The organism is Escherichia sp. E10V5 (assembly GCF_004212315.1).
In the GTDB taxonomy this organism is placed as follows: domain Bacteria; phylum Pseudomonadota; class Gammaproteobacteria; order Enterobacterales; family Enterobacteriaceae; genus Escherichia.
On the sequence record NZ_RHJM01000024.1, the window covers coordinates 26,080 to 47,824 of the forward strand.

Sequence of the window (21,745 nt, forward strand, 5' to 3'; positions counted from 1 at the left end):
GGGCAACTCCGGGACGATTTAAACCACAGATAAAGTGTAAGAACGTAAGGTAAGTAAAAATTTATGACCATTGCACTGGAACTTCAACAGCTTAAAAAAACCTATCCAGGCGGCGTTCAGGCGCTTCGTGGGATAGATTTGCAAGTCGAAGCGGGTGATTTTTATGCGCTTCTCGGGCCGAACGGGGCCGGAAAATCAACCACTATCGGTATTATCAGCTCTCTGGTAAATAAAACCTCCGGGCGGGTCAGCGTATTTGGTTACGATCTTGAAAAAGATGTCGTCAACGCTAAACGTCAGTTGGGACTGGTGCCACAGGAATTTAACTTCAACCCGTTTGAAACCGTACAGCAAATTGTGGTGAATCAGGCGGGGTACTACGGTGTAGAGCGCAAAGAAGCGTACATCCGCAGCGAAAAGTATCTTAAACAACTCGATTTGTGGGGAAAACGTAACGAACGTGCGCGTATGTTATCTGGCGGGATGAAGCGCCGTTTAATGATCGCCCGTGCGTTAATGCATGAACCTAAACTGCTGATTCTGGACGAGCCAACGGCAGGCGTGGATATCGAACTTCGTCGCTCAATGTGGGGCTTTTTGAAGGATTTAAACGACAAAGGCACCACCATCATTCTTACCACGCATTACCTGGAAGAAGCAGAAATGCTGTGCCGCAATATCGGCATTATTCAGCACGGCGAACTGGTGGAAAATACCTCGATGAAGGCACTGCTGGCAAAGCTGAAATCAGAAACCTTTATTCTCGATCTCGCACCGAAAAGCCCGTTACCGAAGCTCGATGGCTATCAGTACCGACTGGTAGATACCGCCACGCTGGAAGTTGAAGTGCTGCGTGAGCAGGGGATCAACAGCGTATTCACGCAGTTAAGTGAGCAGGGCATTCAGGTATTAAGTATGCGTAACAAAGCTAACCGTCTGGAAGAGTTGTTTGTTTCACTGGTTAATGAAAAACAAGGAGATCGCACATGATGCATCTTTACTGGGTGGCGTTAAAAAGCATCTGGGCGAAAGAGATCCATCGCTTTATGCGTATCTGGATACAGACGCTGGTGCCACCGGTTATCACCATGACCCTTTACTTTATCATCTTCGGTAACCTGATTGGTTCGCGTATTGGCGATATGCATGGCTTCAGCTATATGCAGTTCATTGTTCCGGGGCTGATCATGATGTCGGTAATCACCAATGCCTACGCCAACGTCGCTTCATCATTTTTTGGCGCCAAGTTCCAGCGTAATATTGAAGAACTGCTGGTCGCTCCGGTTCCGACTCACGTCATTATTGCCGGATATGTCGGCGGTGGCGTAGCGCGCGGACTGCTTGTTGGTATGCTGGTGACAGCAATTTCGCTGTTCTTTGTACCGTTTCAGGTGCATTCGTGGGTATTTGTCGCTTTAACGCTGGTGCTCACGGCGGTGTTGTTCTCTCTTGCCGGATTGCTTAATGGTGTGTTTGCCAAAACGTTTGATGACATCAGCCTGGTACCAACCTTTGTGTTAACGCCACTCACGTATTTGGGCGGGGTGTTTTACTCACTGACCTTGCTGCCACCGTTCTGGCAGGGGCTGTCGCATCTCAACCCAATCGTTTATATGATCAGTGGATTCCGCTACGGCTTCCTCGGCATTAATGATGTGCCGCTGGTTACTACTTTTGGTGTGCTGGTTATTTTTATTATTGCGTTTTATCTGATCTGCTGGTCGCTGATCCAGCGCGGACGCGGTCTGCGCAGCTAAGGCTAGTTCCTCTCCTCTGGATTCGGGGGAGAGGAGTTTTGACGACTATCACCCTTTATCAACAATGGTCAGGGTAGACTGATTTTCAGCTAAGGAGGAAGGTAATGTTAGGTTGGGTAATTACCTGTCACGACGACCGGGCGCAAGAGATGTTGGATGCGCTGGAAAAAAAACATGGCGCACTTATCCAGTGCCGGGCGGTGAATTTCTGGCGCGGATTAAGTTCCAATATGCTCAGCCGCATGATGTGCGATGCTCTGCATGAAACAGATTCTGGCGATGGGGTTATCTTTTTAACCGATATTGCAGGTGCTGCGCCTTATCGTGTTGCATCGTTATTAAGCCACAAACATTCCCGTTGCGAAGTGATTTCTGGTGTCACGTTACTGTTAATTGAGCAGATGCTGGCCTACCGTGAAACGTTATCCAGTGCGGAGTTTCGCGAGCGAATTGTCGAACTGGGTGGGCCTGAAGTCAGTAGTCTCTGGCACCAACAACAAAAAAATCCCCCCTTTGTCCTCAAGCATAATTGGTTCGAGTATTAAATCGCATTCCGATTTTGCTACACTAACGGCGCTGTTTCTCGCCTGGTAGTTTTCTCATGATTAAAAAGATTATTTTTTTACTGCTGCTGGTTTCATCTGGTGTCGGCGCAGCGCTTCCCGCGCGTTATATGCAAACCACTCAGGATGCAGCTATCTGGGGAAAAATTGGCGACAAAACGGTAACCGTCGGCAACATTCGCGCCGGGCAGATTATTTCGGTCATCCCAACCGCTGCCGATTATTATGAATTCAATTTTGGTTTTGCTACGGGGTATATTGATAAAGGGCATCTGGAACCTGTACAAGGGCGGCAAAAAGTTGAAGATGGTCTGGGGGATCTGAATAAGCCACTGAGTAACCAAAATCTTATTACATGGAAAGATACTCCGATATACAACGCGCCTGATGCGGGTAGTGCGCCATTTGGCGTGTTGGCCGATAATTTGCGTTATCCCATTATTAATAAATTAAAAGATCGCCTGAATCAAACCTGGTATCAAATTCGTATTGGCGAACGACTGGCCTATATCAGTGCACTGGATGCGCAGCAGGATAACGGTATTCCTGTATTGACCTACCATCATATTTTACGCGATGAAGAGAACACCCGTTTTCGTCATACTTCGACCACGACGTCGGTGCGAGCTTTCAATAACCAGATGACCTGGTTACGCGATCGTGGATATACCACGTTAACCTTGTATCAACTGGAAGGGTATCTGCGTAATTCGTTGAATCTTCCGGCTCGCGCGGTGGTGCTGACGTTTGATGATGGCTTGAAATCAGTGAGTCGTTATGCATATCCCATTCTGAAAGAATACGGTATGAAGGCGACGGCATTTATTATTACCTCTCGCATCAAACGTCATCCACAGAAATGGAATCCGCAGTCATTACAGTTTATGAGTGTTTCTGAACTGCTTGATGTCAGCGATGTTTTTGATTTCCAGTCACATACTCATTTTTTGCATCGGGTAGATGGATATCGCCGACCCATATTACTCAGCCGCAGTGAGCATAATATTCTGTTTGATTTCGAACGCTCTCGCCGGGCGCTAAACCAATTTAATCCTCGAGTCTTGTATCTTTCGTATCCATTTGGTGGATTTAATGACAAAGCGGTAAAGGCGGCAAATGATGCCGGATTTCATCTGGCGGTGACGACCATGAAAGGTAAAGTAAAACCGGGGGATAATCCGTATTTATTAAAGCGGCTGTATATTTTAAGGACAGATTCGCTGGAGACGATGTCGCGGCTGGTGAGTAACCAGCCGCAGGGGTGATTATCAGGCAACCTGTACCGGAATCGCTTTCGCGGTACGTTTCATTTCATTGTCGCCTTCAAAGTAGGCAACGTTGGGGCGCCAGGTACGGGCTTCTGCATCTGGTATAGTGACGAAGCTGGCGATGATGACAATATCGCCGACGCTGGCACAGTGGGCCGCCGCACCGTTGACAGAAATGATTCTCGAACCGCGTTCTGCCGCGATGGCATAGGTGGAGAAACGCTTGCCGTTGGTAACATTCCAGATATCAATGGCTTCGTTTTCGAGAATACCGGCTGCGTCAAGAAAATCCTGGTCAATGGCGCAAGAACCTTCATAGTGCAGGTCCGCATGAGTCACTTTCACGCGGTGGAGTTTGCCCTGCAGCATCGTGCGAATCATAACTTCTACCTTTCTACCCTGTCGTTAACGAAGCAGGCGATGCCTGCTTTGAGGAAATTCTCACGCAGTATTGCCCGATTTTTGATAAGTGTCTACTGATCTGGTGGCATTTGCACCAGCAGTTTGCGTACCGCGCCGAAGCTTGCCATGTAACGCCTGTAACCAATTGAAATTTCTCTGAACGCTGCTCGGTAAACAATAAAGAGGTGGCTGACGACGGCACGCCTTGACTGGATACTGCCTTCACTCAGGGCCACACGGAAGGCAGGGAAGATGGACGCACCGAGTACCACACCGCATGACGCGGTATTTAAACAATTTTTAATGCATGCGGAGACGGCTCGCGACTTCCTGGATATCCATTTGCCAGTGGAATTACGCGAACTTTGTGACCTCAACACGCTTCATTTAGAGTCGGGGAGTTTCATTGAAGAGAGCCTGAAAGGACACAGCACGGACGTGCTCTATTCCGTGCAAATGCAGGGCAATCCCGGTTATCTGCACGTTGTGATTGAACACCAAAGCAAGCCGGACAAAAAAATGGCCTTTCGCATGATGCGTTATTCTATTGCTGCCATGCACCGGCATCTGGAGGCGGATCACGATAAGCTGCCGCTGGTGGTGCCGATTCTGTTTTATCAGGGCGAGGTCACACCTTATCCACTCTCAATGTGCTGGTTTGATATGTTTTACTCACCGGAGCTGGCGCGACGCGTCTATAACAGTCCATTCCCGCTGGTGGACATCACCATCACACCGGATGACGAAATCATGCAACATCGGCGGATTGCGATTCTCGAACTGCTGCAAAAACATATTCGCCAGCGCGACTTAATGTTATTGCTGGAGCAACTGGTCACGCTGATTGACGAAGGGTACACTAGCGGAAGTCAGTTAGTTGCCATGCAAAACTATATGCTGCAACGCGGTCATACTGAACAAGCGGATTTGTTTTACGGTGTGGTGAGAGACAGGGAAACAGGAGGGGAGTCTATGATGACGTTGGCGCAGTGGTTTGAAGAGAAAGGGATTGAGAAAGGGATTGAGAAAGGGATTCAGCTGGGAAGACAGGAAGGGAGACAGGAGGCAAGACAAGAAGAAAGGCAGGAATTCGCCCAGCGTCTTTTGAGTAAAGGGATGTCTCGAGAAGACGTTGCAGAGATGGCAAATTTACCTCTTGCTGAGCTTGATAAGCTGATTAACTAAGTTGTCTACGATATGAACAATCGCTTACAAATATCGTGGCAATGAATAACTGGCGCCATCAGCTGTAGCGCCAGTTAAGTATTACGCCAGCTCGACCATTTTGTTGTCGATCAGGCGAGCATCGCCAAGCCAGGCGGCTACCAGAATTACTGCCCGTTTGCTGTTTTCAGAGACTTCCAGCAGCGTGTCGGCATCGCGAATCTGAATATCATCAGCGCGGAAGCCTTTTTCATTCAGTTCTTGCCCTGCAATGGCAATAATTTCATCGAGATCCCGCTCGCCAGCCTGCAATTTGTCGGCAATCGAACTTAAAACTTTGTACAGACCGGGCGCAATTTTGCGTTGTTCTGCCGTCAGATAACCGTTACGGGAACTCAGCGCCAGACCGTCTTTCGCACGCATAATCGGTACGCCGACAATCTCAATATCGAAGCCCATATCGGCAACCATTTTGCGGATCAGCGCCAGTTGCTGAAAGTCCTTTTCGCCGAAGCAGGCGATGTCCGGCTGGACCAGGTTAAACAGCTTGCTGACGATAGTCGAAACGCCGCGAAAATGTCCCGGACGGCTGGCACCTTCCAGCATGGTCGAAAGGCCAGGAACATCAACATAGGTGTGGGTTTCAGTACCGTTCGGGTAGATCTCTTTTACCGAGGGCGCGAAAACCAGATCGACTTTGCGCTTGTTCAGTTTTTCGCTGTCTTCTTGCAAAGTGCGTGGATAGCGAGCCAGATCTTCCGGGCGGTCGAACTGCATTGGGTTAACGAAAATACTGACCACTACCACATCGGCGCGGGCTTTGGCTTCGTCGACCAGTTTCATATGGCCATCGTGCAGGTTACCCATGGTTGGCACCAGCGCCACGCGCTTACCTTCCATACGCAGGCGGCGAATTTGCTGACGCAGCAGCGGCAGGGTTTCGATAATTAACACAACGTCACTCCTTAATGGAAACTGTGTTCTTCGCCCGGATAAACGCCGGACTCCACTTCAGCCATATACTGCCGCACGGCAGCACGGATGTCGCCCGTTTCAGCGAGGAAATTTTTAGCGAATTTAGGAATGTGACCGCCGGTAATGCCAAAGGCGTCGTGCATCACGAGGATCTGCCCGTCAGTGACGTTGCCTGCACCAATACCAATAACCGGGATCGCCAGTGCCTCGGTAATGCGTTTTGCCAGCTCAACCGGCACACATTCCAGCACCAGCAGTTGTGCACCAGCGGCTTCTAAGGCTAATGCATCGCTGAGCAGTCGATCGCCCGCTTCATCGCCGCGCCCCTGTACTTTGTAGCCGCCGAAAATATTCACTGACTGCGGCGTTAAACCTAAGTGACCACATACAGGAACTGCGCGCTCGGTAAGCATTTGTACCGTTTCAACAAGCCACTCACCGCCTTCAATTTTGACCATATTGGCACCGGCACGCATAACCGTTGCGGCGTTTTCAAAGGCTTGTTCCGGCGTGGCATACGCCATAAACGGCAGGTCAGCCAACAGCAGGCAGTTTGGCGCGCCGCGACGTACCGCAGCGGTATGGTAGGCGATATCAGCAACGGTAACTGGCAGGGTGGAGTCATGCCCCTGAACCGTCATGCCCAGTGAGTCGCCTACCAGCATGACGTTAAGCCCTTCATCAGCAAACAGTTTCGCGAAGCTGTAGTCGTAAGCGGTGATGGTTGCGAAACGTTTTTTTTCCTGTTTGTACTTCTGCAGTAAGGAGATGGTGGTCGGTTTCATAACGTATCCTGATGGCTAAAGTTAGATCCATTCGCATTCTAGCAGTCGATATCAGGCGGGCAATGGTTTTTAGTGTTATGAGGATATTCGCACCAGTGCAGAGTTCTGGTGCGAAATGGGGAGAAATCGCTTAATTATTCATAGGAAAAAGAGAAGGTTGCTTTACCCGTAAAATCACCCACGTCAACAACCCCACTTCCTCCATCTTTTACTAACTGTGCAGTGAAAGGAAAATACAGAAGATTGTTAGACCAGTTAGTGTAATTAAGAACCACAGCGTTGCTACCATCAGCATTTAATTGAAGTTTATTGTCATTGGCGGTCGAATAAATTTTGACACCAACTCCAGTTGCTGAGCCGGATGATTTTCCTATCAGTTTTTTATCAGGAGCCGCATTTTTCGCATTCAATTTAACAGTAATTTTGTTTGCGTAACAGAAATCTCCACGAATGGAAAAGGGTACTTCTCTGGTAATACCCTCGTTAATTTCAGAAATATATGAATCTCCTAAACTAACTTCATTGCCTTTAATATTTCCTTTTGTTGGATCCAACGCAATAGTAGTACAGGTAGGCTCTTCTACAGTAAAGTTTAATGAATCACTTTGCATAAGAAACCGAATGGTTGGTTGGAAACTAGGACCAATACGCCATAGGGCAATTGGCCCCGGCATAATCTTTCCACTGGAAACACCTTCCTGGGGTTTAAACTCAGGCGTATAATAGAGACGAAAACGTAGTGACCAATTATAATCGGTATCTGCCCACACCCACCAAACATCAGGGTTTGGTGTAAAGTTATCCTCTCCAGAAGGCAGGAGACGTAAATCAAGATTGATATTCGGTTTTTCACGTTGACCACAATTTGTACAGAGTAATTCTACTGAGTATGCAATCCCTTGAACAGTGGTTTTTAATAATGCAGCACCAACTTCATTAACATACCCCGTTTGCAAAGTGGCATCTGCAATATCAATAAAATGCACTGACTCATCACCAGCTGAGACTGCTTTACAGCCAATGCCTCCTCCTCTAAGAACAATAGGCACATCCCAGACCCCATCAGCCATTTCTGAAACGGAAGTTACCTGTTTCGTTACGACGTGATAGATTGAAGGGGAGATATCCATCGTATAATCCCCATTAGAACCATTTTCTATATAACACTCGGCCCCAGTATCAGCAAAAACATACCCAGAAAATATCAAAAAAAGAAGTATTGCATGGCATAGTTGAAGTAATGGATTGTTATTGTTTCTTTGCATAATGATCCTTATTATTCGTAATAAACGTTAACGACGACCTGACTTCTCACCATACCCGCTGTCGGGGGAGTGGTATCATCAATGCGCTGCATACGGGAATAAAACGTCCAGATTGATGGAATCACTTGATTTGACTGAATTGAATAAATGGCTTTTGATTTTCCGTCCGTACCCCGAACGTTGAATGTCTGTTCATTGGGTTGTGCTGAAAAAATAACAACGCCAACATTTTTTGCCCCGGTAGATTGCAACTCATATTCATTGCTAAAAACCTGATTATTTACCGAAGCAAAAGCCCCAACTTGTGGTTGAAAATCTAGTTTAATTTGCGACTGTGTGGTTTGTAGATTATCACAGGAAATAACTTTAACGGTGAATGTCTTGCCACCGGCATAGTCAGTTTCTGGTGTCACATTGTCGGAAAAATAGTCCAGTGTCACGGTACCGAGATCGACAATATTATTGTCTACTGTCACCTGACAGGTACTGGAGATGATCTGTGCTGTGAGATCTACATCCTGACCTGCACTGCAAAAAGGAGCGCAGAGGGCTGTCGTCAGCCCTAAATAAAGTGCGAAATTATTATGCCTATTAAGCATTATAATATCCTTATCCATTGTTACTGATAAGTGATAGTAAAGGTCGCTGGAGAGAGGAAATCTCCAGGAGTGACATTTGCTACTGGCCCATTATCAGCAATAACCATTCGGGCACTTAAAATATAATCATAAGGTTTTGTCATGGTGGCATCAGAAAGATCGGCTGTCAGGGCATTGGCGCTAAAACAATTGAACGGCTCACTACCAGATCCCTCAGGAATATTGCTTGTCCATACTTCAACGGCAGCATTTGTTGCCGGACCATTGCTGGATTTATTGGCAAACGCAGCTGTGTTAGCTCCACTGCCTGCGCACCCTGGTGTCCTCGGGGTTAATTTTACTTTAGCACTTTTCCCTGGAATACCAGCACAACCGCTGAAACGAATTTTGAATACTTTAACTTTGCTTTTTGCGTAAAGTTCAGAAATATAAACATCACCAAATGCAATGGTAGATATAGAATTATTACTCGCATCAAGCAAGGTAGTGGTACAAGTACCCATCGTAATTTCACTATTTACTGTCAGGGAGGCTGAAGGCGTACCAGCCTCAGCGACATTTACAAAAGTAACGCCACTAACGATAACAGTACCAATCATTGTAGCTATAATTTTTATTTTCATGGTTGCGGTTCCTGTTATTCGTAGGTGAAGTTGAAGGTGGCCTTAGCCCGAAAAGTACCGGTATTCCCCATTCCTGCTGTAGTTTCGCGTAGCGCAACAGTAAGAGGTAGGCCATTGGCTTTATTGTCCGCTGACCATTCAATACTGAATGTATTATTTGGTGTTATAAAGGCAGAATCTGCGGTATCCCTGAGTTTGATGCCCATACCTATATTGGCTGCCGCTGAGGTAGTCGCTTCATTTTTTATTAATTTACCTGAAATTGATGCGCCCGATAGTTTTGTGTAAATCTTTTGATAACCGCTACTACACCCCGAAGCCACTAACTTAAAGTTGGCTTGTGCTAGTGTATTACCGGTGACTATGTTATCCAATCCAACGCTGGCAATAGTCAGACTATAATTATCGCCACCATCAGCATTAACTTTGGGGCCACCATCTTGAACGATAGTAATCGTACATGTAGTGGCTAATATGTTTGCAGTAAAATCGACATCAAGCCCATCTGCCGCAAAACTTATAGTAGGTAATCCAAAGCCTATTAGTACGGATGTTTTTAATATCCTTCTCATAAAATATTCCATATTAGTGGTTAGCCAACTGGCAGGTTAGATTATTCAATGATAAAGTATTGGTACTACCCAGCGTTTGCGGTTGTGCCGGGACGCGATACGGTAATTTGCAATCGATGGTGTGATTATTTTCAAACCAGCGCACAATTAATTCTCCGCTATCATTAATTCCGCGGACAAATGCCTGGCCACCCTGACCCATACTGCCGATCATTATGTCATCCTGGTAAACTTCTGCTGCAAACGGAATAGATTTTCCATTATTAGTGATGATATTTAATACGGCAGAACGCCCCTGATCCGTTTCAAAACTGGTCAGGATAATAGAACCACTGCGTGGAATTGTGGTGGCGCTGGTACTTTTAAGTTCTACGTCATTTTCCATTGTTTCAATATTCAGACCTACCTGGTTTTCCCGGTATGGGCTGACAGAAGACGTAATGGCATACCCCCAGCGATCAATTTCATCATTACTGTTATTAACTCGCGCACCCTTAGCACCCGGTGCTTTAATAACAACCAATGTGTCATTGCTGCTGAAACTATTATTGGTGTATGTCAGGCCACCACTGTGCAACACAAATCCACCATCGGTGCTAATTGAATATTGTTGATTATTGTCGCTGGTGGCAGACGCCGATGCGGAAATCCCTCCCCATGCAGACTCATAGCTGAGGTATCCCCCCAAAGAGGCAACATCACCGGATGCATTATCCAGACTATATCCGGTATTAACGCTGTAGCTCATTAAATGGTCTTCGCTGCTACCAGAACTACTGACGTTCATTTGATGAGAACCATTAAAGTCGGTATTGACCTGAGTATTCAGATTGCGAAAACCAGATGCACGACGTTTGCCACCAAAAATATTCTCCAGTGGAACACTTACGTTCAGGTACATTGCGTCGTCTTTATCGCCATCAGCATTCCAGCTACGTTGCAAGTTGACGCTGAAACTTCCCCACGGGACACTTTTACTGTAGCCCACGTTATATTCAGTGTGGTTATTGGCAGCGGCCCAATAATCTGTCCAGCTACCAGATAAATAGAGTGAACCGTAGTCTTCATAAGCAATATTCAGTGGCTGGTTTATACTGATGGTAAACTGATTTTTCATCCGCGAATAATTTCGCATGGTATTTTTATCTTCATCACCAGATGAATGATTTGCATCATCGATTAATGTCAAGGCATCATGCAGACCAAGATAATTCTGTGTGGAGTAACGATAGGCAGCAAGGTTAAATGAAGTGCCTGTTCCCTCGAAGAGTTTATTCCAGGTGATACGATAACTTTGCCCCTGATAGGTTTTATCATCGGGGATATCGGTACGGGAGTGAGTTACGTCTACTGCAAAAGCACCAATACCCGTATTGATCCCCAGGCCCAATAATCCGGCGATATAATCATTGTCAGTAACTTGTACTCCGGTATAGCCCGTTAACAGGTTATTAATACCATAGTAAAACGATGCCTGCGCCATGTTGGGTTCATGGTACAGGTTGTCATCAATGACCTGACCAGCACTGAAATCCCAACGTCCGACTCCTGGACGTTGCATCTGTACAACGGAGGAGAACGGTTGAGTAAATGAACGCGTAGAGCCATCGGCCTCTTCAATGGTGACAACCAGTTCACTACCAAACCCGGACGGGCTAATATCATCAATGGTGAATGCACCAGGCGGAACGGTTGCCTCATAGATTTTATACCCGTTCTGGGTAATGGTGACTTTAGCGTTAGTGTTAGCTACACCGCGGATAGTTGGTGCATAGCTGGCTAATACGGAGGGCAGCATACGGCTGTCACTGTAAAGGCGTAACCCGCGCACATTGACTGAGTCAAAAGTTTCACCGGTAGTGTAGGCATCACCAAGAATTATCTGTGAACGGATCGCTGGGATGTCGCGCTGAAGGTAACGATCCTGAAAATCAAAGTTGCTTCCGCCATCTTTTGACCAGTTATAGTTGCCGCGTGCGCGCAGATGCCAGGCACCTAAATTAATGCCAGAATTGAATGCGCCATAGATACTGTCTCTGTCTCGATTATCTGAATCGGTGTGGTACATGTTCAGTGAATAGGAGAGCATGGCAGCGTTTATCCCTGATTCCCACAAAGAAGGATCGACGTAACCGCCATAGCTTTTATACACATAAGCCTGAGGAACGGAGAGCTCCAGAAATTGCTCCCCACCGTCATAACGGATCTCTGCCTGATCAATTGATTTTACCAGATCCAGACAATCTCCTTCTTCGCCCTCTCTGGCTAGCAGGGTAACAGGTTGTTCTGGTTGCTTAATGTGCATCTGTGCAAGATTTTTACGGGTAATACAGGCAGCAGCGCTATTTTCACCAATATCAACAAAGGGCAGCTCTAAACTAGCGACAGATTTTTCATTTACAAATACACGGACGTTATAAACACCCGGTGGTGTTGGGTTTCCTTGTGTGTAACGTTTCACATCGATTGTTGATGATCCTGCTCCCATCAAAAACGAACTGTCATACTCTACACTTTCTGTTGCCGCGCCATTACCGCTATAGAACAAGGCGCAGCAGGCAGCTAGTATCGTCTTTTTCGGGGCACGGTTTTTATGATGAGTAAGCTTATACAAGATTGCATTCCTGGCGATATAAAAAGAATCCGTTTGGTTATTAGAGTGATGCAGAACCATCAATATTGCCGCCATAGTCATTGATGGCTTTGTAGACTATTTTTCCTGATGACACGTTACCTGCCAGCCCGGTAACGGCGAAGCTAGCCTGACTAAAAGGAGCGACCATGCTGGAGTCTACGGTGTAGGTTTTGCCGCCGCTCTCCAGAGTGGTATCGTTGAATGAAACGTAGTAAGGCGTTGGGTTATTTACCTGTACCTGTGCGTTGCTTAACTTCCATGTCAGTTTTGCGGGCGCTTCGGCTGGTTCACCCTGTAAGCCACTGGGGCGATAAAAGAGTTTGATGCGGGTACGGAAAGCTAGTTGTAATAAGTTTTTGTCAGACTCTGCATCTTTTGGTTTAGGCGGTACTTCCAGCACGTTAAACCAGAAAACACTTTCTCTGTCCGCAGGAAGTGTTGTTGCCCCGGTAAACATCACTTTTACTGTTTGTCCGCGTTTGGGTTCAACACGTGAAACTGGCGGTGTGGCGGTAAACGGTACTTTGATTTGGCTGGGATCTGCATTGTCGTCACCTGTATCCAGCCAGTTTTGAATTAATAAAGGACGATTTCCTTTGTTTTCCAGGCGAACGTTAACATCTTTTTTATCAGCGTTATAAATGATACGCGTACCGGAAATAATAATATCGGCAAATACTGGAGTACTGGCTAAGAGAGTACTCATAAATAATGCACTAACGGTTTTTTTTACGAAGGGAAACATAAGCACTCCTTGCCTCAATGTAGGTATACACATAAGAGAAAAATAAGGTTTGCCTTTCAGGCAAACCTTATACTCAGATAATGAACTATTACTGGTAAGTAATGGTGTACAAGGCATTAGTGGTAACGTGACCTGCAGTAACATCCTGGCTGTTCGGCGCTTTTACATAGGAAGCATTGAACTTGTACTGACCATCACCTTCTGAATCTAAATTCAGCAGGTGTTTTTCAGCAGAATTGTTCATGTTGACCAGTTTAGTATCAGCGCTACCATCCTGTTTTTGCATATTATGCACAGCAATATTGACGTTTTTTGACGGCTGAATACCGTTAACAGTCACGTTCATATTGTTATTCAGTGTACCACTTGTGTTTGCGTAGCTGGCTGAACCCATGGTTAAAGCTGCGACATTGACAGTGCCTGGTGCACAATCAACGGTAATCATAAATTCTTTAGGCAGTAAACCAACGGTGTTTGCACTTACTTCTGCAAACGTATCGCTGACGTTAGCAGTATCCAGCGTAACTACGCCATCGGTAGTGATGCTGTGTTTGCCTTCATCAACAACACCGACTTTACAGGTTCCGGATTGCACCAGACCGTTAAAATCGATATGACCACCATCTACAGCCAGTGCAGATCCTGAAGTGAAAACCAGAGTGGCCGCGAGAAGTGCTTTTTTCATTACATGTATCCTTACAAAAAATATTAGTTAATGTAGCTGGCGGATAATACTGATTATGTGGTTGTTATGTAAGAGGGGGGTGATTATTATTTGGTTGAATGTATTTATTTAATTTATTGGTTTGTTTGTTTTAATTGATTTTTTAGTGAAATGTAATTGAATTTATTTGTTTTTTGTATGATTAATGATGTCAAGTTAGATAATTTGAAAGGTGATTGTAGAATAATTAATGTGGGAAAATTCAAGTTTATGTTTATGATAAGAAATAATTTCTTTTGGGAAGGGATGGTATATCTACTATCATCAACTACTTTTTGTAGTTTATTTGTAAATATAAATTATTCAAATTACCAGATTGCAGGTTGTGAAGTGTTCAGAATATTAAGTATATTTTGCAACGATGCGCCATCAGGAAAAACCAGCTCCGGCGCAATCTCAAACAGCGGCCACAGCATAAATCCACGATTCTTCATATCGTAGTGCGGAACGGTGAGTCGTTCGGTATTAATCGTTTCATTACCGAATAACATAATGTCGAGGTCCAGCGTGCGTGGCCCCCAGCGTTCAGCTTTGCGGACGCGACCTTGCTGCAACTCAATACGCTGTGTGTGATTGAGTAACTCTTCAGGGGCAAGAGCGGTTTCCAGCGCTACGGCTGCGTTTAAGTAATCGGGTTGATCTTGCGGCCCCAGCGGTGGGGTACGGTAAAATGAAGAAACGGCAAGAATGCGGCTTTCCGGAATGTCACCTAATGCTTTCACGGCAGCATTGACCTGCTCCAGCGGAGAGGCCAGATTGCTGCCTATGGCAATATACGCCACCGTCATGCGGTACCCTCGCGACGCGGCGCGCGTTTGCGCGGACGGCGAGTACGACGGCGCGGTGCTGGATCTTCATCCAGCTCGTTGAGCATCCCTTTTTGGTCTGGTGGCGCAGAAACCTGGAACTCACCCCACCATTTCGCCAGACGTTGCAGCTCGGCGTTGCGTTCCACTTCAGCACGCAGGGACAGCAGGTCGTAGGCGGCGCGGAATTTCGGATGCTCCAGCAGTTTCCATGCCCGTTTGCCCTGACGACGGGACATACGCAGCTGCAACTGCCAGATATCGCGAGTTAGCGTAGTCAGACGTTTCGGGATTGCCAGTGAACGGCAGGCTTCGTCCAGCACGTCGTTCATCGCCAGCGCGAAAGCGTCGTGATAGGTCAGGCCGCTTTCCTGAGCAATTTTCTGCGCTGTTTCCAGCAGTGGATACCAGAACATGGCGGCAAACAAAAACGCCGGGTTAACGCGCATATCGTTATGAATACGCGTATCGGTATTCTTCAGTACCTGCTCAATGATCCGCTCCATTGGGCTGTCGCCATTTTCCGTGAAGTAACGGGTAATGGTCGGGAACAGCGGCTGGAACAGATTATATTCACACAGCAGTTTATAGGTTTCGTAACCGTAGCCCGCTTGCAACAGTTTAAGAGACTCTTCAAACAGGCGTGCTGGCGGAATATCGTTGAGCAGAGTAGCAAGGCGTGGGATCGGCTCGGCAGTTTCTGGGCTGATGCGCATCCCCAGTTTCGCGGCAAAACGTACTGCGCGCAGCATACGTACCGGATCTTCACGGTAGCGCGTTTCCGGGTTCCCAATCAGGCGGATAACACCGTCTTTCAGATCCTGCATGCCACCAACGTAATCACGGACGGTAAAATCCGCGACGCTGTAATACAGACTATTAATAGTGAAATCGCGGCGCTGGGCGTCTTCTTCGATGGAGCCGAAAATGTTGTCGCGTAGCAACATGCCGTTTTGCCCGCGCTGAGAAGTCGTGCGGTCGCTGACATTGCCTTCGTGGTGACCTCGGAAGGTGGCGACTTCGATAATTTCCGGGCCAAACATCACATGAGCTAGACGGAAACGGCGACCTACCAGGCGGCAATTACGGAACAATTTGCGCACCTGCTCAGGCGTGGCGTTGGTGGTCACGTCAAAATCTTTCGGCTTTTTGCCAAGTAACAGGTCGCGTACGCCGCCGCCAACCAGCCAGGCTTCGTATCCCGCTTTATTGAGCCTGTACATTACCTTCAGGGCATTTTCACTGATATCTTTGCGGGAAATAGCATGCTGCTCGCGCGGGATCACCGTCACCTGTGGACGGGCGACTGCCTGTTCAGCTTCGCTCTCCTCGCGGCTCAACACCTTGCGGCAAAAATTAGCGACTCGGGTAAAAATAATACACCTCGGTAGTGTCAAACATCATTCAGGACAAAAAAATAGCGGCTAATCATAGCTCAGCATGACGCATTTGAGAATGTTGAATTTACAATTGCCGACTCTGGCACGGCGGTCAGCGTCCAGTTTTTGACGGCTGACTGAAGGATTTGCTCTACGCTGTAATCCTGCCAGTGCGCTTCTGCCTGCTGACCCAGAAAATGAAGTGCCGCGATTAGCACAGGGCGCGGATCGCCTTTCGGTAACGCAGGCGCATGATTCTGCTTGGAAAGTTTAGTGCCTTGTGCGTTTAGCGCCAGCGGTAAATGAATGTAATCTGGCACCTGCCAGCCAAAAAGCTGGTACAGCGAGATTTGCCGCACTGTCGGTTCAATTAAATCTGCCCCACGAACAATTTCTGTGACGCCCTGGAAGTGATCATCGACCACCACCGCCAGGTTATAGGCAAACAAACCATCACGACGATGAATAATAAAATCTTCTCGCGCCAGTTTTTCGTCGGCGTGAATAATTCCGCGTAGTTGATCAGTAAACTGCGTGACCGGATACAACTGCCGAATACGCACAGCCGCGTTGTCTGGTCCATGATGCAATGTTCGGCAATGACCGTCGTAAATACCGCCAATGCTTTGGATACGCGCACGCGTGCAGGTGCAGTAATAACTTAGCTCTTGCTCATGTAACCAGGCGAGTGCTTCGCGATAGGCGTCGTGACGTTGGGATTGCCAAAGAACATCGCCGTCCCAGTGCAGGCCGTAATGTTCCAGCTGGCGCAGGATAGTTTCTGCGGCACCGGGAACTTCACGAGGCGGGTCGATATCTTCAATGCGTACCAGCCAGCGACCTTGCCGGGCGCGAGCCTGCAAATAGCTGCCAAGCGCAGCGATCAGAGAACCAAAATGAAGCTCGCCGGAAGGAGAGGGGGCGAAGCGACCAATATACTGTGTGTCTGTCATCTCTTTGAACAAAAAATAAGGCGGGAGTATTTCCCGCCTGTGGTAAACGTGATGGAACGGCTGTAATTAGCCAGCCATCTGTTTTTCGCGAATTTCAGCCAGCGTTTTGCAGTCGATGCACAGATCGGCTGTCGGGCGCGCTTCCAGACGACGAATACCAATTTCAACACCGCAAGATTCGCAGTAGCCGAAATCTTCGTCTTCCACTTTTTTCAGCGTCTTCTCGATCTTTTTGATCAGCTTACGCTCGCGATCGCGGTTACGCAGTTCGAGGCTGAACTCTTCTTCCTGGGCTGCACGGTCTACCGGGTCCGGGAAGTTGGCTGCTTCATCCTGCATATGTGTAACGGTGCGATCGACTTCATCCCTGAGTTGATTACGCCATGCTTCCAGAATACGACGGAAGTGCGCCAGCTGGGCTTCGTTCATATACTCTTCGCCCGGCTTCTCCTGATATGGCTCCACCCCAGCGATGGCGAGAATACTCAGGGACGATGTTTTACGGTTTTGCCCTTCTTGCATGTTGCTTCTCCTTAACACGCACTATCGATCCCCATGTTCGGGGGAAAAATGAGGCCGCTATAAATAGCAGATGCTTTTCCGGATAGCAATTATCTAAACGTAACACTTGACAACTGTGTGAGGAAAAGCGTATTTGCGCACGCGACCAGAATGTAAATTAACCAGTTACTTACACTACTACAATGTAACAGGCAGTGATTTTTTAAGAGCCATACCTTCAGCAGAAAGTTCCGCTTTATAAGCCAGAATTTCTACTCCCCTCTGTTGTGCTTCTGACAATAGTTGCGCGTATTTCTCATCGATGTGGCGCGCGGGTGAAAACCGTGTAATGGCTGAATGCAGTACAGCGAAAAAAATCACCGCTCGTTGGCCTTCAGCCGCTACGCTCATCAACTCCCGAAGATGTTTCTGCCCACGTTGGGTAACGGCATCGGGAAAGTAACCTTGCTCATTTTCCGCTAACGTAACCGATTTCACTTCAATATAGCAGTCAGGTCGAAACCTCGCCTGTAACATGAGGTCAATACGACTGCGCTCGGCACCGTATTTTACTTCGCTTTTCAGCGAGCTATAGCCTGATAGCTCCGAAATTTCCCCATTAAGGATAGCCTCTTTCGTCAATCTATTCGCCCAAAGCGTATTAACGCAAATAAATGCGCCGCTTTGGCTTTGGGTTAATTCCCAGGTGTGCGGGTATTTCCGTTTTGTATTGTCGGAAGTCGAATACCAGACGGTATCGCCAGGCGTTGCACAACCGGTCATCGCGCCAGTGTTGGGGCAGTGTAGCGTCAATTCACGACCATCAGGTGTGATCACATCGGCTAAAAAGCGTTTATAACGCTGAATTAGCGTGGCGCGCTGTAAAGGAGGAGAAAATTCCATTATGACAATCCTTTTTATTGCGTCAGCGTCCAGCGTTTGAGCGGTGTGTAGCGTGTACGCCCACGGGCAAACGAGGAAGCATAAAGAGTGAACTCCTTCACCTCATATGACCAATTAAAACCAGGCGGTGGGATTGTTACCGCCTCGCTGGCGTCGCGCAATAAGGTGATATGCGGATGAAATGGTCGATTGCTTTGAAAACAACCACTGCGTGCTGCCTGAGAACGAAGCATATTCGCCAGTTGGATTAAGCCGCGCGGCGGCTGGCGCATACCCAACCATACCACGCGTGAACGCAGCCACTGACCTGCGTCATCAAGCGTGAGTGTAAAACCGGGTTGACGAATTCGCCCGGCCAGCAGTGAGAGCGCCTTCTCTTTGTCTGCGCTTACTTCGCCTAAAAACGCCAACGTCAGATGCAAATTCTCAGCAGCAACCGGGCGGCCCGCTTCAGGTGGAAACTGTGCGGCGCGCCAGTGAATAATCTGTTCGCGGATTTCAGCAGGTAGGTCAATGGCAAAGAACAGCCGTTGCGGTTCAGACATGTCAGGCACTCGGTTATGAATTACCGCGATGCTACAATGTGGCGCGAAGAATGTTAACCCTCTGGAGCGTTTTGTGTCGTCGTTACCCGTTGCAGCCGTCTTACCTGAATTACTTGCCGCCCTCGATTATGCGCCGCAGGTGTTATTAAGTGCGCCGACCGGAGCCGGAAAATCGACCTGGCTACCGCTGCAACTGCTGGCGCATTCAGGGATTCACGGGAAAATCATCCTGTTGGAGCCACGTCGACTGGCGGCGCGTAACGTTGCGCAACGCCTGGCGGAGCTGCTGAACGAAAAGCCTGGCGACACAGTTGGCTACCGGATGCGTGCGCAAAACTGCGTCGGGCCGAATACTCGTCTGGAAGTGGTCACCGAAGGCGTGTTGACGCGCATGATCCAGCGCGACCCGGAACTGAACGGCGTGGGGCTGGTGATCCTCGATGAATTTCATGAACGCAGTTTGCAGGCGGATTTGGCGCTGGCGTTGTTACTCGATGTGCAACAAGGTCTGCGCGATGACTTAAAGCTGCTAATTATGTCGGCTACGCTGGATAACGATCGCTTGCAGCAGATGCTGCCAGAAGCGCCCGTTGTTGTTTCCGAAGGGCGCTCGTATCCGGTGGAGCGCCGCTATTTGCCGTTGCCTGCACACCAACGCTTTGACGAAGCAGTAGCTGCCGCTACCGCCGAATTGCTGCGCCAGGAAACTGGGTCATTACTGTTATTTTTACCTGGTGTCGGAGAAATTCAGCGCGTGCAGGAACAATTGGCGTCACGTATCGGCAGTGATGTGTTGCTCTGCCCGCTGTATGGCGCGTTGTCGCTGAACGATCAGCGAAAAGCTATCCTCCCTGCGCCGCAAGGAATGCGCAAAGTGGTGCTGGCGACCAACATCGCTGAAACCAGTCTAACCATCGAAGGTATCCGTCTGGTGGTGGATTGCGCCCAGGAAAGGGTAGCGCGCTTTGATCCGCGTACGGGTCTTACTCGGTTGATCACTCAGCGCGTTAGCCAGGCGTCGATGACCCAACGTGCCGGGCGTGCCGGGCGTCTGGAGCCAGGTATTTGCCTGCATTTAATCGCTAAAGAGCAGGCGGAACGCGCCGCAGCGCAAAGTGAACCGGAGATCTTACAAAGCGATCTCTCCGGTTTGTTGATGGAATTACTGCAATGGGGATGTAGCGATCCGGCACAGATGAACTGGCTGGATCACCCGCCAGCGGTGAATCTACAGGCGGCGAAACGTCTGTTACACATGCTGGGGGCGCTGGACGGTGAACGGCTTAGTGCACAAGGGCAAAAAAAGGCGGCGCTGGGTAACGATCCGCGTTTAGCGGCAATGCTGGTGAGTGCGAAGAGCGACGATGAAGCGGCTACCGCCGCAAAAATTGCCGCCATACTCGAAGAACCGCCACGGATGCGGAATGGCGATCTTGGCGTGGCGTTCTCGCGTAATCAACCAGCCTGGCAGCAACGTAGTCAGCAACTGTTGAAACGCTTAAACGTTCGCGGCGGTGAGGAGGACAGTTCGCTTATTGCGCCGCTACTCACCCGAGCGTTTGCCGATCGTATTGCTCGTCGGCGTGGGCAAGATGGTCGCTATCAACTGGCGAACGGCATGGGGGCGATGCTGGATGCCGACGACGCGTTAAACCGCCACGAATGGCTGATCGCTCCGTTATTATTGCAGGGCAGCGCCTCGCCGGATGCGCGGATTTTGCTGGCGCTGCCGGTCGATATTGATACGTTAGTAGAACGTTGCCCGCAACTGGTGCAGCAGTCTGACACTGTGGAGTGGGACGACGCTCAAGGCACGCTGAAAGCCTGGCGTCGGCTGCAAATTGGCCAGCTCACGGTAAAAGTGCAGCCACTAGCGAAACCTTCGGAAGAAGAATTACATCAGGCGATGCTTAACGGTATACGCGATAAAGGATTAAACGTCCTCAACTGGACGCCAGAAGCGGAACAGCTACGCCTGCGTTTACTGTGCGCTGCGAAGTGGTTACCAGAGTATGACTGGCCAGCGGTCGATGACGCGAGTTTATTGGCGACGCTTGAAACGTGGTTGTTGCCGCATATGAGCGGCGTACATTCGCTACGTGGCCTGAAATCAGTCGATATTTACCAGGCGCTGCATGGATTACTCGATTGGGGAATGCAGCAACGTCTGGTGAGTTCCCTGCCTGCGCATTACACTGTGCCGACGGGAAGTCGGATCGCCATTCGTTATCATGAAGATAACCCGCCTGCGCTGGCAGTAAGAATGCAGGAGATGTTTGGCGAAGCCACCAATCCGACAATCGCCCAGGGGCGTGTGCCACTGGTGCTGGAGTTGCTTTCACCCGCCCAAAGGCCGCTGCAAATCACGCGTGATTTGGGGGCCTTCTGGAAAGGGGCGTATCGTGAGGTGCAAAAGGAGATGAAAGGGCGTTATCCCAAACACGTCTGGCCGGACGACCCGGCGAATACCGCACCAACGCGGCGGACGAAAAAGTATTCGTAAGGTTGGTAAACGGGCATAGGGGCAATGTGCGCGCTGATGCCCTCACCCCGGCCCTCTCCCACAGGGAGAGGGAGAAAA

General features: G+C 48.6%; 22 protein-coding genes. 6 read left to right on the forward strand and 16 right to left on the reverse strand.

What is annotated here, in order from left to right:
• Positions 1 to 63 precede the first annotated feature (63 nt).
• The 4 genes from D9738_RS17320 (at position 64) to D9738_RS17335 (ending at position 3,585) form a co-directional block, all read left to right on the forward strand.
• Entirely contained in the window at positions 64 to 990 is a 927-nt protein-coding gene (locus D9738_RS17320) for an ABC transporter ATP-binding protein (RefSeq protein WP_000150638.1), read from the forward strand.
• A complete protein-coding gene (locus D9738_RS17325; RefSeq protein ID WP_064525104.1) occupies positions 987 to 1,757 on the forward strand; it encodes an ABC transporter permease in 771 nt (256 codons plus the stop codon). Before D9738_RS17320 ends, D9738_RS17325 begins: the two co-directional genes overlap by 4 nt.
• A 104-nt stretch (positions 1,758 to 1,861) precedes the next feature.
• On the forward strand, positions 1,862 to 2,302 hold the full coding sequence (locus tag D9738_RS17330; RefSeq protein WP_130260735.1) for a PTS sugar transporter subunit IIA: 441 nt from the start codon (positions 1,862 to 1,864) through the stop codon (positions 2,300 to 2,302).
• Between the two features lie 56 nt (positions 2,303 to 2,358).
• On the forward strand, positions 2,359 to 3,585 hold the full coding sequence (locus D9738_RS17335; protein ID WP_130260736.1) for a polysaccharide deacetylase family protein: 1,227 nt from the start codon (positions 2,359 to 2,361) through the stop codon (positions 3,583 to 3,585).
• A 3-nt stretch (positions 3,586 to 3,588) separates the two neighbouring features.
• Here the strand turns inward: D9738_RS17335 and panD are convergent, their stop codons facing one another.
• Positions 3,589 to 3,969, reverse strand: coding sequence for an aspartate 1-decarboxylase (gene panD / locus D9738_RS17340; RefSeq protein ID WP_130260737.1), 381 nt, complete (start codon positions 3,967 to 3,969; stop codon positions 3,589 to 3,591).
• A gap of 273 nt (positions 3,970 to 4,242) precedes the next feature.
• On the opposite strand from panD, the gene D9738_RS17345 reads away from it, so the two are divergent.
• Entirely contained in the window at positions 4,243 to 5,175 is a 933-nt protein-coding gene (locus D9738_RS17345; protein ID WP_130260738.1) for an Rpn family recombination-promoting nuclease/putative transposase, read from the forward strand.
• Between the two features lie 81 nt (positions 5,176 to 5,256).
• Here D9738_RS17345 and panC read toward each other — a convergent pair whose 3' ends face one another.
• The 15 genes from panC to thpR form a co-directional block, all read right to left on the reverse strand.
• Positions 5,257 to 6,108, reverse strand: coding sequence for a pantoate--beta-alanine ligase (gene panC, locus D9738_RS17350; RefSeq protein WP_130260739.1), 852 nt, complete (start codon positions 6,106 to 6,108; stop codon positions 5,257 to 5,259).
• Positions 6,109 to 6,119: 11 nt separating this feature from the next.
• Positions 6,120 to 6,914 (reverse strand): 3-methyl-2-oxobutanoate hydroxymethyltransferase, encoded by a 795-nt coding sequence (gene panB / locus D9738_RS17355; protein ID WP_130204969.1) that lies wholly within the window; start codon positions 6,912 to 6,914, stop codon positions 6,120 to 6,122.
• Positions 6,915 to 7,048: 134 nt separating this feature from the next.
• Positions 7,049 to 8,179 carry a fimbrial protein gene (locus tag D9738_RS17360; RefSeq protein WP_130260740.1) on the reverse strand — a complete coding sequence of 377 codons (1,131 nt, stop codon included), beginning with the start codon at positions 8,177 to 8,179 and terminating at the stop codon, positions 7,049 to 7,051.
• Positions 8,180 to 8,190: 11 nt separating this feature from the next.
• Positions 8,191 to 8,778: a fimbrial-like protein gene (locus tag D9738_RS17365; protein WP_130260741.1), complete on the reverse strand. Its 588-nt coding sequence runs from the start codon at positions 8,776 to 8,778 to the stop codon at positions 8,191 to 8,193.
• Positions 8,779 to 8,798: 20 nt separating this feature from the next.
• Positions 8,799 to 9,401: a fimbrial protein gene (locus D9738_RS17370; protein WP_130260742.1), complete on the reverse strand. Its 603-nt coding sequence runs from the start codon at positions 9,399 to 9,401 to the stop codon at positions 8,799 to 8,801.
• 14 nt (positions 9,402 to 9,415) lie between these two features.
• Positions 9,416 to 9,973 carry a fimbrial protein gene (locus D9738_RS17375; RefSeq protein WP_130260743.1) on the reverse strand — a complete coding sequence of 186 codons (558 nt, stop codon included), beginning with the start codon at positions 9,971 to 9,973 and terminating at the stop codon, positions 9,416 to 9,418.
• A 13-nt stretch (positions 9,974 to 9,986) separates the two neighbouring features.
• A complete protein-coding gene (locus tag D9738_RS17380) occupies positions 9,987 to 12,587 on the reverse strand; it encodes an outer membrane usher protein (protein ID WP_130260744.1) in 2,601 nt (866 codons plus the stop codon).
• 40 nt (positions 12,588 to 12,627) lie between these two features.
• On the reverse strand, positions 12,628 to 13,353 hold the full coding sequence (locus D9738_RS17385; protein WP_130260745.1) for a fimbrial chaperone: 726 nt from the start codon (positions 13,351 to 13,353) through the stop codon (positions 12,628 to 12,630).
• An 88-nt stretch (positions 13,354 to 13,441) separates the two neighbouring features.
• Positions 13,442 to 14,038 (reverse strand): fimbrial protein, encoded by a 597-nt coding sequence (locus tag D9738_RS17390; protein ID WP_130260746.1) that lies wholly within the window; start codon positions 14,036 to 14,038, stop codon positions 13,442 to 13,444.
• A gap of 347 nt (positions 14,039 to 14,385) precedes the next feature.
• Complete coding sequence (gene folK, locus D9738_RS17395; protein WP_130260747.1) at positions 14,386 to 14,865, reverse strand: 2-amino-4-hydroxy-6-hydroxymethyldihydropteridine diphosphokinase; 480 nt, start codon at positions 14,863 to 14,865, stop codon at positions 14,386 to 14,388.
• Positions 14,862 to 16,259: a polynucleotide adenylyltransferase PcnB gene (gene pcnB / locus D9738_RS17400; RefSeq protein ID WP_205712960.1), complete on the reverse strand. Its 1,398-nt coding sequence runs from the start codon at positions 16,257 to 16,259 to the stop codon at positions 14,862 to 14,864. The genes folK and pcnB overlap by 4 nt, the downstream gene beginning before the upstream one ends.
• Before the next feature lie 59 nt (positions 16,260 to 16,318).
• Positions 16,319 to 17,215 carry a tRNA glutamyl-Q(34) synthetase GluQRS gene (gene gluQRS, locus D9738_RS17405; RefSeq protein ID WP_135383394.1) on the reverse strand — a complete coding sequence of 299 codons (897 nt, stop codon included), beginning with the start codon at positions 17,213 to 17,215 and terminating at the stop codon, positions 16,319 to 16,321.
• A 66-nt stretch (positions 17,216 to 17,281) separates the two neighbouring features.
• Positions 17,282 to 17,737, reverse strand: a complete 456-nt coding sequence (gene dksA / locus D9738_RS17410; protein ID WP_001155227.1) for an RNA polymerase-binding protein DksA — start codon at positions 17,735 to 17,737, stop codon at positions 17,282 to 17,284.
• 177 nt (positions 17,738 to 17,914) lie between these two features.
• Entirely contained in the window at positions 17,915 to 18,619 is a 705-nt protein-coding gene (sfsA, locus tag D9738_RS17415; RefSeq protein ID WP_130204989.1) for a DNA/RNA nuclease SfsA, read from the reverse strand.
• A gap of 14 nt (positions 18,620 to 18,633) precedes the next feature.
• The gene (gene thpR, locus D9738_RS17420; RefSeq protein ID WP_130204991.1) at positions 18,634 to 19,164 is read right to left on the reverse strand and encodes an RNA 2',3'-cyclic phosphodiesterase; all 531 of its coding nucleotides are present in this window, start codon (positions 19,162 to 19,164) and stop codon (positions 18,634 to 18,636) included.
• A gap of 73 nt (positions 19,165 to 19,237) precedes the next feature.
• Between thpR and hrpB the strand changes: the two genes are divergently transcribed.
• A complete protein-coding gene (gene hrpB / locus D9738_RS17425) occupies positions 19,238 to 21,667 on the forward strand; it encodes an ATP-dependent helicase HrpB (protein ID WP_130260749.1) in 2,430 nt (809 codons plus the stop codon).
• Positions 21,668 to 21,745: the final 78 nt, after the last annotated feature.